Below are 13,060 nucleotides of genomic sequence, written 5' to 3'. Positions count from 1 at the left end.
AAACTGCAAATATCCTTCATTTGTTTTTGTTTGACCTTCACTTGCACCTTGGTTTAAAGCCATACTTCCCATCTTCCTAAAGAAGAGGGGAAGCTTTGTGATTATTTCTTTAACTTGCGTAGCACCTTATTAATCGGCAATTTTTCGTTGGCAAAGCCATACAGTGCGGCAAAAGGCAGAGCGGTGCGGGCCAAATAAGGCACACGCCACAATCCGCCATGGTTGGCGCCTTTCATCATCAGTTCCAGCGGATGATCCAGATGGGTTTCCGGATTGGCAACCGACTCTGGATGACGCAGGTCATAAATCCATAAGGCAGCCATTAAGGCATTGGTGGTTTCAGGGCTAAACGATTCCACATCGAACAGGCTTGCACCATTGAAGGCCGCTTTCAATAACGGATTTTTGGTAACTGAATGGGTCGTGGTAGACGGCGCAATATTGATACTGACCCGTTGTCCATAATGACGCGCCAGTGTTGCACGCCATTGTTGGATCCGTTTGGCCAAAGCATAGTTTGGGCCTTGCTCGACCACCAGACAGTCCGCAATGCCATATTCCTGACCATTGTCGGAAGGAATGAGCATATGTAGATTCTGCTGGAAAAAGTGCTTAGCGGTAACGGCTGAAATGCCTTTACTCATAAGCTGCCGGACTTTGGAACGACATTGGAACTTGTCATAAGATGCTTCAACTACTTCCTTCGGAATGGCATAGACATCGGTTGGCGTGCACATGAACATCAAACTGGTATCCGATTTTTGCTCACTGACATATTCCATGATGCTGTCCATGGCCATGGCAACACGGACATGCTTTTCACCATCGAGATAGGCAATGGCAGCCAGGTCAAGCTGACGTTCACTTTGGCTTAACCAATGGGCAATTTCAGGAGTTTGAGTGAGCAAGTCTGCGCCTAATTTTTCTTTCAGCACTGTACTTGAAGTATCTTCTGCCAGTTTTTCCGTGCAAGGTGCATAAAGTGTGGCATTGCCTTGCTGAATGGTGTTGAGGATTCTGTCCCACACCCGGGTATTGGGTAAATCTACTGCGACAATATTGGCTTTCCAGCGTGCCAGCCAGGTTAGCGGACCGGCTTCAGACCCTGCACCAAATAGCACCATGGTACGGTCAGAAAGATCAAACCATTCCGGATGTGCCTGTGCCGTACGCAGGGCATCGGCATGGCTGCATTCGATAATGCCTGCATCTTGCCAGATCTGGATTTGATTTAGTAAAGCCTGGCCTTGTAATTTTTGCCCTTTATAAGGGACATACCATTCTGGTGCAGCATCACTTTCACCTTTGAGCTGAATGGTATACAAGGTGGCGGTATCAACATCTTTCATGATGTCTTTCAATAAATAGCGTTGACCATCACGATAAAAGTCAAAGCTATGATGGGCTTTATGCAAGCCTTGTTTTGCAATGGTAATAGAGTTGTTGATGGTGTGAATGCCTTGTTCCACCAAGGCCTTGAAGTAAATCGGATAGTTCTTGCGCCAATTTTTTTCGGCAAGTGCATACATCGATGACTTGTTGTCGACTATAGACAGGGCTTCAGCAATAATTTCTTTGCCTGTTTGTGAGGTACTGGCCTTTTTGCTGGTGGCATTAATCGGGAATTGAAGACCATTTAATGAAGTGGACATGCAAAAGATCTCTTTTTTTTGCGCATTAATATACAGATGTCTACATTATCTATGCCAAATTGATTTGAGGGGTAGCATTTAATGACAAAATTATGTAAATATTCTTTTAGCAATAAACAATAAAAAAGGAGCATTGCGCTCCTAAATAGTTAAATGTCAGCAATACGCCTTATTGAGCAAACCTGCAATTTTTTAAGCATATATGCAGGGTGATTCTATCCTTCTCAATATCCTTAAAAAGGAAATTGCATCAATTTATTCAAAAAGTGGCCAATAAGCCGTGGTTCAATAATGATGGTCATGATTACGCCATAAGCTGCGCCCCATAAATGTGCACTATGGTTGATATTGGAATTGCCGCGTTTACCTGACCAGACGCTATAAGCGACATACAGGACGGCAAAAATAATCGCCGGTACGGGAATAAAAAACACAAAGATCAATTTCCACGGTTCAAACAGAATATAGGCAAAAAGGACCGCAGACACTGCACCAGAGGCACCCAAGCTGGCCCAGCGATGATCATTTTTATGTTCTAAATAACTTGGAATAATTGCTGCAATCAGCCCGCCCAAATAAAACAGCACAAAGCCTAGATCGTACATATATTGCCGATAAAAACTTTCAATCACGCTGCCAAAAAAGAACAGGGTAATCATGTTGAATAACAGGTGAGTCCCATCTGCATGCACAAAACCATGGGTAATAAAACGATCATATTGTCCACGCTGCATCGCGGGTGGCCAGAAAATGAGTCGGCTCATGACTTTCTGGTTTGAAAATGCAATCAGCGAGATAATAACGGTAATAAGAATTAGTGTAACGGTATGGTTAAAAGGTAAATCCAACATAAAAGCAAGTTCTACATTTCAAAATTTATCGTTCATAATGCCATTAAATGGCAGCTTAAGTGGAACTTTCACAATAAATCCGACAATTTTAGTTGAATTTATGAAATTACCCCGCATCTTCAGTTAAAATGGACACTTCAGCTTGAGGAAAAATTGTTATGTCGACTGAGAACACCAGCACTGCAGTTGTAGAAGAGATTCCAAACTTATTGATTACTCCGACTGCTCAAGAGTATTTAAAGGATTTGTTAGAAAAGCAAAACACACCCGGTATTGGGGTGCGTGTTTTTGTGGAAAATCCTGGTACGCCACGTGCTGAATGTTGCATGGCATATAGTGCACCTGACGAAGTTGTGCCAACCGACTATAAACAGGATTACCCGGATTTCCCGGCATTTATTGATACTCCGTCAATTCCGTATTTGCTGGATGCTGTAATTGATTACAATAAAGACCGTTTTGGCGGTCAATTAACCTTCCGTGCACCTAATTCAAAAGTACCACGTGTCGGTCCGGATGCATCGGTAGAAGAACGTATCACTTATGTGCTTCAGTCCGAAATTAACCCGGGACTTGCAGGACATGGTGGTAACTGTGCACTGGTTGAAGTGGTTGAAGATGAAGAACACGGTTTAACTGCAGTACTGAAATTTGGTGGTGGCTGCCAGGGTTGTTCATCAATTGATTTAACGTTAAAACAGGGTGTAGAAACCACCTTGAAACAGCATGTTCCTGAATTGATGCGTGTGGTTGACCAAACCGACCACAGCAACACCGAAGGTGCTTATTTTAAATAAGACCGAATAATTTCAAAAAATAACCTCCAGAATGGAGGTTATTTTTTATATGGGGGATAAGAAAGCTACATCATGCGACTTTTTTATTTATATAGTTCTTATTAAGCATCAAGATTTAAAATTTTCTGTGCAGTTTCGGCATAATAAAATTTCTCTAAATAGGCTCTGGCACGTTCACGTAGATAGGCAGATGAAACCAGTTTTTGCACGACAGGTGCCAGCAACTGCTGCAATTCATGTTGAATCAGGGCTTCATCAATATTCAGATCACGCAGTAATAAATCAAAAGGGCGTTCCTGATTGCGGATATACCAGGCATAGACACCATCATGAACCTGCTGTTTCAGGTAATCCGTTTGACGGATGTGATCCCAGATTTCATGGCCTAAATTCACCGTGTTACCGAGATCCTGAACTTCAATATAATTTTTCAGTACCGTTAAAGGCATATCCTTGACTTTATGCCAAAGGTTGGCCTGGAAATGATAGAGCTTTTCGTTATCAAAGTGCTGATTCAGAACATGCTCACTCATTTGGCTCAGTTTTAAAATATTCTTTTGCAAATAATGTGCAATGGTTTCATCCAGATTTGAATCGGTCACTGTTTCTAACACCGATTTGCCCATTTTCATAAAACGCGACACGCCAGGCACCCGTTTGGCCATGACTGAATTATCCATATAGTCTTGAATGGAGTGCTGAATGAGCTGGGTAATCATGGCGGAAAAAGCAGGATTATTGACCACCTTTTTAATCAAGCGTTGACGGTGATCACTTTTGCCCGCGACATATTGGGCAATTTTGTCGATGGTTAAAACCGGAATGACATCCGCGATTTTAGTATCTTCATTAAGCGGATGAACCAAGGCAAAATGCAGATGCTCAGCGATTTGTTCAATCAAAAAGCTACTCGCTGGCGTGGCTAAAATCTGCTTTTGCAAAAGTGTATTAATTTGCTCAAAGGACCAGATCTGTTGCAGTGGCTGTTTTCTAAACCATTGATAAAAATTCAGGAATTCGGTTTCAATCGTGGCAGTATGTGAAAACTCTTGTTCTAAAAAGTCAAGATGAGCTTCAATTAACTGCTCAATCATCGGATGTTTTTGCATACTGTCTCGAAAAAATTAATTTAATGGAATAAGTTTATCCGCAAGCGGGTTTTTCATCTTCTGGGTTTTGGCAAGAAAAGGTAAATAATGTGCTGCCACTTCCTGCTCTGCTTCCAAAATTGGCATATGTCCCACATTGTTAAGAATGACAGGAGCCTCGGCGCGTTTCAATAACGATTTTAATTCATTTGCCACTTCGACATTAATAATCTTGTCCTGTTTACCCCAAAGAATCAGGGTAGGTGCTTCCACCGTTCGAGTCAGACGGGCAAAGGATTCTGGCGTATAAATGCGGTTTAGTGCCACCAGCTGATCAATCAGTTTGCCATTCTTTGCTGCCTGAGTAATCAGGTAGTTCTCTTGGGCAGATTTTACGGCCTTAGGTAAGCTGGGTGGATTTTGCATGACCCGATGCATCACCTGTTCAAGATCGCCAGGTTTGGACACAATCAGCTGTTTCAGGGTCAGCGGATCTTTAGAATAACGGGTATTGGCCTGGGTATAAATACCGGCGCTATTGAGCAGAAACAGGCTTTGCGTATCAAACGGATATTGTGATGCATACACAGTGGCAATCGATCCACCCAGGGAATGTCCGGCCACATTCAACTTATCTTCGACATCAATGGCTTCGACAAAACGACGCAAGTTTTCTGTTACATTGGGTACAGAAGCATCAAAATTTTCAGGTGTTCTGGTTTCACCATTATTGGGTAAGTCGGGAATCACCACATGATAGTAAGGCGTTAAAAAATGAGCCACCCGATTCCAGTTGTCGCGATTTCCGGCTAAACCATGAATGAGCAGAATGGTCGGTTTTTGCCGTGAACCCCCTTCATTATAGGCCCAGCTAATCTCACCGACTTTAATGGTTTTAGCTTTTAAACCCGCTTCACTGCGCTCCTGGATCAGATAGTTTTGTAAATTTATTTTTTCTATATTCACTTTATTGTTTTGAGCCATAGTCATGCCTGTAAAACAGCAGGCACTCACCAAACAGAGGTTGCGTACAAATCGAGCAAAATTTGAACCAGACTGTGTCATTGACGATCATCCTTGAAGACTCATGACGATAATATTTATAAATCGGGAATAAAAATATTTAATTTCAGACAGCATTTAATTTTTTAGGACTTACGCATTGACAGATTCAAAAAAGTATTAAAATGCTTTATAAAGTATCTGTGATCAGACGAATTAAACATGCTTCTACAGCAACTTGTACTCTACCCATTTATATGGGCTTTCTCATGACAGAACCGAACTCTATTAGCTGCACACAACTTGCCGAGACTTATAACATCTCGCATGATAGTGTAAATCGCTTTCTAGAGCGTGAAGACTACACACCTCACGACCTATATCAAGAAGCAATTCAACATATTGATAATAATAAACTTATAGTCAGTATTGATGATACTGTTTTAGATAAACCGTATAGTCAGCATATGGACTTAGTTAGCTATTTTTGGTCAGGCAAACACCACCGATCCGTCAAGGGTATTAATCTCATTACCTTGTATGCGACAGATCAAAATGGTCAAAATATTCCAATTAATTTCCGAATTTATGACAAATCTGAAAGTAAAACCAAGAATGATTACTTTATGGATATGTTAAGTGAAGTACTCAGTTGGGGTGCAAAGATTCAATTTATTACAGGTGATAGTTGGTATTCATCGACTGGAAATCTAAAAACCATAAGAAAATATGGTATTCGATTTATGTTTGGTATCGACTGTAACCGTAAGGTTTCCCCAGAAAAAGGACAATGGTTTCAACTGCGTTTATTGCCAAATTTCCATCAGGGTCAAGTGGTCTGGCTCAAAGATTTTGGCTTTGTACAATTATTTAAGACTCAGTTAAAAGAACAGCAGAGGTTTTATATTGTGCATCAAGATCAAGATGATTTATTGTCCTTTGAGGGTTTTCATGAATTACATTCAAGTCATTGGAAAATAGAGCAATATCACCGAGTGATTAAACAGGTTTGTCATATTGAAAAGTTTCAAGTAAGACGATCTAAACTGATTTTGAATCATATTTTTTCAGCCTTGATGGCCTACGTCGAGATACAAAAGAACCAGTTTGAGCGGATCTTTGAAAATGTATATCGTTGGCAGAAGAAATTATTTAGACCAATGATCAAAAACTTCATTGATGACTTTATTCTCGATAAAAATCATCTGCTACCACAGAGAATCTATAAATAATAGTGCGTAAGTCCTATTTTTTTAAAATGTCTGTAGTTTATTGTAAGTATTATTAAAGAAATGTCACTGAATTGTTTTTTGAACTCGGTAACCTGAAAGCTTTAAAAATGTGAACCGTGTCGTTTTTTGAAGCTAAATAAAAATATTTTCTCAGGTCATTATAAACTGTAGAGCTATGTTTTTTGCAAGTGACTTTCGGTTTTGATGGCATTAAAATATTGCAACTTAAAACATTGGAAGACCAGCATGCTAACAGCAGAAGAAGCTTTGGATCGTTTAAAAAAAGGGAACCAGCGTTTTGTAAACGGTGAAACAACCCATTTGAAGCTTTTGACTCACCAACAGCGCGCAGAAATGGCCGAAAGCCAAGACCCATTTGCGATTGTTTTAGGCTGTTCAGATTCCCGCGTACCGGCTGAAATGGTATTTGATCAGGGGCTGGGTGATTTATTTGTTATTCGTGTAGCGGGTAATATTGTTGCGCCATCTCAAGTGGGAAGTGTCGAATTTGCAGCAGAAAGTTTTCATTGCCCTGTAGTGATCGTATTGGGTCATACGCATTGTGGTGCCATTCATTCCACCATTGATGCCTTGACCAATCCAGCAGCTCCACCATCAGCAAACTTGATGTCGATTGTCAACCGCGTACGTCCTTCAGTTGAAATTTTAATGCAGACTGAACTTAAAGATGATCTGGATAAACTGTCTAAACATGCAGTACGTTCCAACGTTTTTGCATCTGTGAATCAGTTGCGTCACGGGTCTGCGGTATTGGAAAATCTAATTGTCCAAGGCAAATTAAAAGTAGTAGGTGCAGAGTATTCACTTGAAACGGGTGAAGTGGTTTTCTTTGATTTTTAAGTAAAAAGCATGATTCATAAAAGGCGCTTTATAAAGCGCCTTTTATATAGGGATAAGCATTGTTCAACAAGATGCTTTGGGCAGATGCATTGGGATGAACCAGATCGGTTTGCATCAGGTCTTTTTTGCCAGCAACCCCTTCTAAAAAGAACGGCAACAATTTTACCTTATGTTGTTGACTGACAATCTTATAATTTTTCTCAAAGGCCTTGCTATAAGCTGTGCCGTAATTGGGCGGAATTTTCATTCCAAAAACAATCACTTTTGCTTTTGCCTTTTGACTTTGCTGTACTAAAGTCGTCAGGTTTTTTTGAATCAACAGCGGTGGCTGACCGCGCAAACCATCATTTCCGCCCAGTTCAATCACCACAATATGTGGCTTATGTGTTTGCAGCAATTTCGGTAAACGCGCCACAGCACCACTGGTGGTTTCACCGCTGACACTGGCATTGACCACTTTATGTTGTTTCGGATATTGTTGGTCTAGACGTTTCTGTAATAATGCTACCCAGCCTTGCCCTGCCTGTAGGCCATAACCTGCACTAATACTGTCACCCACAATCATAATGGTTTTCGCAGATGCTATGACTGGGCTAAGACCCAGACTGAGCATGGCCAGGCAAGCCCATACAAGAGTTTTCAGATTGCGATTTTGCATATAGGAATTTTATGACTTACGTTAATAGCGACCATTCCATCATGCCACAAGTGATTATCTCTGCACAGCAGCTTAGCCAAAAGATAAAATTTGCCCAAAAAGAGCTCAGCATCTTTGAAAATCTAAGCTTTGATATTTATCGTGGTGAACAGGTAGCGATTACCGGACGATCCGGCTCGGGTAAATCGACCTTGCTGGGTATTCTGGCCACGCTGGATCAGGCCAGTTCAGGAACATTGCAGGTATGTGGGCAATCGATTGGCGAATTGAATGAAGAACAGCGTGCGCTGGTGCGCTTAAAAAATATCGGTTTTGTGTTTCAGTCCTTTCAGCTGCTACCGCACTTAACGGCGGTGGAAAATGTCATGTTACCGCTACGCTTACAGCAAAATTTTAACTTTGCTGCAGCGGAAAAAAAGGCTTTAGCCTTACTGAAAAAAGTCGGCTTGGAACGTCAGGCCACCCAAACTCCCAAAGTCTTGTCTGGTGGTGAGCAGCAAAGGGTAGCGATTGCCCGTGCTTTAATCAGCGATCCACAAATTATTTTTGCTGATGAACCAACCGGTAATCTGGATGCGCAAACCGCCAATGAAATTGAACAACTGTTGTTTCAGCTGAATCGTGAGTTTGGCACCACGCTAGTGCTGGTCACTCATGATTCAACATTGGCCCAGCAATGCCAGCGTCATTTTGAGTTGCGTGATGGCCATTTGATCGAACATGGCTCGGGAGAGAACTGAAATGAATCGATTATTTCGGCCCTTGTTGACGCAAAGCTTTAAAAGTACGGGTGTTTATCTGCTGATTATTGCCTTGACCCTGGCGATTAGTGCCACCACTGCGCTGAAATTTAGCAATGAACAGATTCAGAATGCCGTAGCCTTACAGGCAGCAGAAATGCTGGCAGCTGACCTGGTGCTGAGCGACAATCAGCCACTGGAACAAAAGTGGCAGAATCAGGCCAGACGATTAAAACTGCAACTATCCCAAGTCACCGCTTTCAGTTCAATGGCGCGTACCGATGATCAATTTGTCATGGTTAATGTCAAAGCCATCGATCAGGCATTTCCCTTACGCGGCGAGTTTCAGGTGCTGCCCCAGGCCCAAACCATCCAGTCCGGTGAGGTCTGGATGAGCCCACGTGCCATAGATTTATTGCATGTTAAATTGGGTGATAGGGTCAATATCGCGGATGGACAGTTTAAGGTCACGGCAAAAATTGTGTATGATTCCAATCAGGAAATGGGTTTTTCTGGTTTTTCACCGACGGTGATTATTTCCCGTAATGATGTAGCCAAAACCAATGCCATTCAGGTGGGGAGCCGTGCCGAGTATCGTTTGTTAATGGCGGGTGATCCCGAGCAAACCAAGCAGTTTGAACAAGATTTTAAGCAACAGCAGCACGCGACCTTGCCGAAAACAGCACTCGATGCACCAACACAGGATGAGCAGAATAGTCTCAGGTTAAGAAATGCCAGCGAAAGCAATAGTCGTTTAATGAAACCGATTGCCAATCTGGATACCTTCCTGCAACTGAGCAATATCTTGACCATTTTGCTGTGCGGGATTGCGATTGCTCTGACCAGCCAGCGTTATGTACAACAAAATCAGGACAATATTGCATTGATGCGTTGTATCGGTGCGACACGAGGACAGATTCTCAATGCCTATCTTACCTTGCTGGCCGTGGTTTTGCTGGTCGCCATGCTGATTGGCAGTCTGGTGGGTGTCGCTTTGGGTTACGGTTTGCTGCAATTGATGCTGCAACTGATTCCAAATTTACAGATTGCATTTTCAGCAGGAGAGATGCTGCTGGGACCATTACCGATTGCCATGCTGACCAGCGCAGTGGTGCTATTGGGATTCATTGTGCCCAGCTTATGGCAATTGCTCAATACCCCGCCGATTCGGGTCATTCGCCAGCAAGAAAAGTCAGTACAATCCATGCTCTGGATGTTAATCATGGGCACAGCCAGCTTGGCCCTGTTCAGTATCGTATTGACAGAAAATATCTTGCTCACTGCTTGGGTAATGGGGGCGATTGTACTGCTGTGTACACTGCTCTATGTATTGATCTGGGGCTGTTTAAAGTTCATCAAAAACCTGAAAGGGGCAATTTCAGCCTATGTGCGGGTGCCGTATCAAACAGCTTTTCAAATTACTGCTCTGGCACTGGGCCTGAGTCTGATGACAGTGTTAACCGTGTTGCGGACAGATTTGCTGGAACGTTGGCAGCAGCAATTGCCTGCAGGCACACCGAATCAGTTTGTTTATGGCCTGCCACCGTTTGATATGCCAGCCTTTAAAGCTCAGATTAAGCAACATGGATGGCCAAGTACGCCTTTATATCCCAATATTCGTGGCCGATTGGTGGCGAAGAATGATCAGCCCTTTGCAGCAGATCTGGTCAAAAGCAACAATTCTTTACGCCGTGAACTGAATTTAACTCAAACCACCGAATATCCGGCTGACAATATCATTGTGCAGGGCACAGCAGCCTTGAAACATCCTGGTGAGGTGTCGGTTGAAGCCAAAATTGCAGAGGAATTGGGCATCAAAATCGGCGATCGGTTGACTTTCAGCCTGCCTGAAGGATTGATTCAGGCCAAAGTAGTGAACTTGCGCAGTGTGGAATGGGAAAGCTTTAGTCCGAATTTTTTCTTTATTTTCGCCCCCAAAACTATGGATGAAAATGCGGGTAGCTATTTAGGCAGTTTTTATGTACCGGAACAGGATAAAAACCAGATGGTTGCGCTGATTCAGCAATTCTCTAACACCGTTTTTATTGATGTTAGCCAGATTCTGGATGAGGTCAAACGTCTGGTGAATGTCCTTGTACAAATTGTTACCATTCTGGCACTGTTGGTCAGTGTTTCGGGTATTCTGGTGTTAATAGCCTGTTTAAACCTGTTGATGGATGAGCGTAAACGTGAAGTGGCTTTGCTACGTTCATTCGGCAGTTCCAAACAAAAACTTAAGCAGATGATGACCCTGGAAATTGGTTTTATGGGATTCATGGCAGGAATCGTATCTTGCCTGTTTGCCGAAGTCATCAGCGCCATTGCCAGTTATAAAATGAATCTGCTGATTCAGCCCCATTGGCAAATCTGGCTGATTTTACCCATACTGATGACGCTACTGTGCGCGCTGATTGGACGTTATCGTTTGAGTTATCTGTGTGATATTCCGCCACTGCAAAGTTTACGTGAGATGAATCAATAGCAGATTCATCTTCAGTAGACAAAATTCAGGGCATTAAAAATGCAGTTGTGCCCGCATAGCGGCTAATATTTGCCGCCAGACTGGTTCCAGAATCTGCACTTGCTGCATGCAGTAAGCATACAGCAAATAACAGCTGATGATGCCTACTGCCATGCCTACTACAAAAGCCAAATTCGGTTTATGTATTCTTTGTCCCACATACCAGATTGCTGTCAGCACCGCACCCATCAACATGCCGCCAATATGTGCGGCATTGTTAATTCCGGCGATGGTAAAGCCAATCAACAAATTGATGCCCATAATCATCAGCAGGCTTTTTTTATCTAGAATAAAACGTTGTTTCGGTAATAGGGGGAGTAGGGATAAAATAGTCAATGCACTGCCAATACCCATCACGGCACCCGATGCACCGGCACTGACGGTGGGAAGAAACTTAGGATCATTGCTTTGCAAGAGTGCAAAGGTATTTTGAATATCAATGAAACCACTGAGTAAACTGCCCATCAGACCGGCAAGAATATAAAGTCCCAGATAATAAAACCGGCCTAACAGCTGTTCAGCCACACTGCCAAAAATATACAGTGCCCACATGTTTAGCATTAAATGGATCAGGCCAAAATGAAAAAACATGCTTGTAAACAGGCGAGTGGGTTCCTCTAAAAAGGTTAAAGGTGCATAATCAGCACCCCAATGAATCGCATCGACCAGACTTGGAGTCGTAATATTGACTCCACTCAGGACTTGCCAGAGAAATAAACCGACATTGATGGCAATAAAAACTGCCGTTAGCCACCAAAGATGAACCTCGGGTTTAGTTCGAATGGGAGGGGGAGAAAGTTCGGCCATGCTATTCTTTTATAATCTTTGCTATATTCAGCATCCAGCTTAGCACGAAAAAAAACAGATTTTTGGAGTAACTCACTGACATGAAAGCTTTTATTGTTCGTAGTTTGTTAATACTTGTCAGTCTGGTGCTTTTGGTTCAACTGTGGATTTTTTCAAGTTTGCTGTGGTGGCGCACCCATCCGGTGGATACCACCATGATGATGCGTCTGGATTATTGGTCCGAACCTTCGAAACCGATTAAACATGAGTGGCGTGATTATGATCAAATCAGTGATTATATGAAACATGCCGTGGTTGCTGCGGAAGATGGAAAGTTTTTGCAGCATAAAGGTTTCGACTGGGAAGGCATGCAATTCGCCTTAGAACGTAACAAAGACAAGGGTAAAGTGGTCGCAGGCGGTTCAACCATTTCCCAGCAACTGGCCAAAAACCTGTTTTTATACAATAAGCGTTCCTTCCTGCGTAAAGGACAGGAAGCAGTTGCCACCTGGATGATGGAACGCATGTGGTCCAAAGAACGTATTCTGGAAGTCTATCTCAACTCGGTAGAATTTGGTGACAATATCTATGGCATAGAAGCCGCTACCCAGCATTATTTTGGCAAAAGTGCGCGAAGCCTGAGTCGTGAACAGGCGGCATTCTTAGCAGCCATTTTACCTAACCCTAAATATTATCAAGATCATCAACATGATAAAAAATTACAATATCGTAAACGCATGATTCAAAAATATATGCGTTATAGCCATATTCCCTAATTTAGGATTTATTTTCAAAAAGCCCAGTGATTTGGGCTTTTTTTTATGAAATTGTCATAAATTTGAAGCATACTTATGAAGATACGGACTACTTTC

General features: G+C 42.5%; 12 protein-coding genes. 6 read left to right on the top strand and 6 right to left on the bottom strand.

The genetic code is table 11. The features are described 5' to 3' along the window. Positions 1-101: 101 nt before the first annotated feature. Together JFY49_RS11390 and JFY49_RS11385 are read right to left on the bottom strand one after the other, a co-directional pair. The gene (locus JFY49_RS11390) at positions 102-1,652 is read right to left on the bottom strand and encodes a hypothetical protein (RefSeq protein ID WP_200223011.1); all 1,551 of its coding nucleotides are present in this window, start codon (positions 1,650-1,652) and stop codon (positions 102-104) included. Between the two features lie 233 nt (positions 1,653-1,885). After that, complete coding sequence (locus tag JFY49_RS11385; RefSeq protein ID WP_166167542.1) at positions 1,886-2,503, bottom strand: rhomboid family intramembrane serine protease; 618 nt, start codon at positions 2,501-2,503, stop codon at positions 1,886-1,888. A 158-nt stretch (positions 2,504-2,661) separates the two neighbouring features. Between JFY49_RS11385 and nfuA the strand changes: the two genes are divergently transcribed. Beyond that, positions 2,662-3,300, top strand: a complete 639-nt coding sequence (gene nfuA / locus JFY49_RS11380) for a Fe-S biogenesis protein NfuA (protein ID WP_086195944.1) — start codon at positions 2,662-2,664, stop codon at positions 3,298-3,300. Positions 3,301-3,401: 101 nt separating this feature from the next. Here nfuA and JFY49_RS11375 read toward each other — a convergent pair whose 3' ends face one another. Next, entirely contained in the window at positions 3,402-4,409 is a 1,008-nt protein-coding gene (locus tag JFY49_RS11375) for a hypothetical protein (protein WP_180082108.1), read from the bottom strand. A 15-nt stretch (positions 4,410-4,424) separates the two neighbouring features. Continuing rightward, positions 4,425-5,378, bottom strand: a complete 954-nt coding sequence (locus JFY49_RS11370) for an alpha/beta fold hydrolase (RefSeq protein WP_251992215.1) — start codon at positions 5,376-5,378, stop codon at positions 4,425-4,427. Positions 5,379-5,593: 215 nt separating this feature from the next. On the opposite strand from JFY49_RS11370, the gene JFY49_RS11365 reads away from it, so the two are divergent. Continuing rightward, the gene (locus tag JFY49_RS11365) at positions 5,594-6,622 is read left to right on the top strand and encodes a transposase (RefSeq protein ID WP_200224867.1); all 1,029 of its coding nucleotides are present in this window, start codon (positions 5,594-5,596) and stop codon (positions 6,620-6,622) included. A 246-nt stretch (positions 6,623-6,868) separates the two neighbouring features. Continuing rightward, positions 6,869-7,483 (top strand): carbonic anhydrase, encoded by a 615-nt coding sequence (locus JFY49_RS11360; protein ID WP_086195941.1) that lies wholly within the window; start codon positions 6,869-6,871, stop codon positions 7,481-7,483. 28 nt (positions 7,484-7,511) lie between these two features. On the opposite strand, the gene JFY49_RS11355 is transcribed toward JFY49_RS11360, so the two are convergent. Next, the gene (locus JFY49_RS11355; RefSeq protein ID WP_373456123.1) at positions 7,512-8,096 is read right to left on the bottom strand and encodes an arylesterase; all 585 of its coding nucleotides are present in this window, start codon (positions 8,094-8,096) and stop codon (positions 7,512-7,514) included. Positions 8,097-8,152: 56 nt separating this feature from the next. Here JFY49_RS11355 and JFY49_RS11350 point away from each other — a divergent pair, with 56 nt between their 5' ends. Continuing rightward, positions 8,153-8,881 (top strand): ABC transporter ATP-binding protein, encoded by a 729-nt coding sequence (locus tag JFY49_RS11350; RefSeq protein WP_086195939.1) that lies wholly within the window; start codon positions 8,153-8,155, stop codon positions 8,879-8,881. A 1-nt stretch (position 8,882) separates the two neighbouring features. After that, on the top strand, positions 8,883-11,363 hold the full coding sequence (locus tag JFY49_RS11345; protein ID WP_200223008.1) for an ABC transporter permease: 2,481 nt from the start codon (positions 8,883-8,885) through the stop codon (positions 11,361-11,363). A 33-nt stretch (positions 11,364-11,396) separates the two neighbouring features. Here JFY49_RS11345 and JFY49_RS11340 read toward each other — a convergent pair whose 3' ends face one another. Continuing rightward, entirely contained in the window at positions 11,397-12,209 is an 813-nt protein-coding gene (locus JFY49_RS11340; protein ID WP_180082104.1) for a rhomboid family intramembrane serine protease, read from the bottom strand. An 80-nt stretch (positions 12,210-12,289) separates the two neighbouring features. Between JFY49_RS11340 and mtgA the strand changes: the two genes are divergently transcribed. After that, complete coding sequence (mtgA, locus tag JFY49_RS11335; RefSeq protein WP_200223006.1) at positions 12,290-12,964, top strand: monofunctional biosynthetic peptidoglycan transglycosylase; 675 nt, start codon at positions 12,290-12,292, stop codon at positions 12,962-12,964. Positions 12,965-13,060: the final 96 nt, after the last annotated feature.

The sequence above is a fragment of the Acinetobacter sp. CS-2 genome (assembly GCF_016599715.1).
In the GTDB taxonomy this organism is placed as follows: Bacteria; Pseudomonadota; Gammaproteobacteria; order Pseudomonadales; family Moraxellaceae; genus Acinetobacter.
The sequence above is the reverse complement of the archived record's forward strand: the minus strand, read 5'-3'. Positions and strand labels throughout refer to the sequence as shown.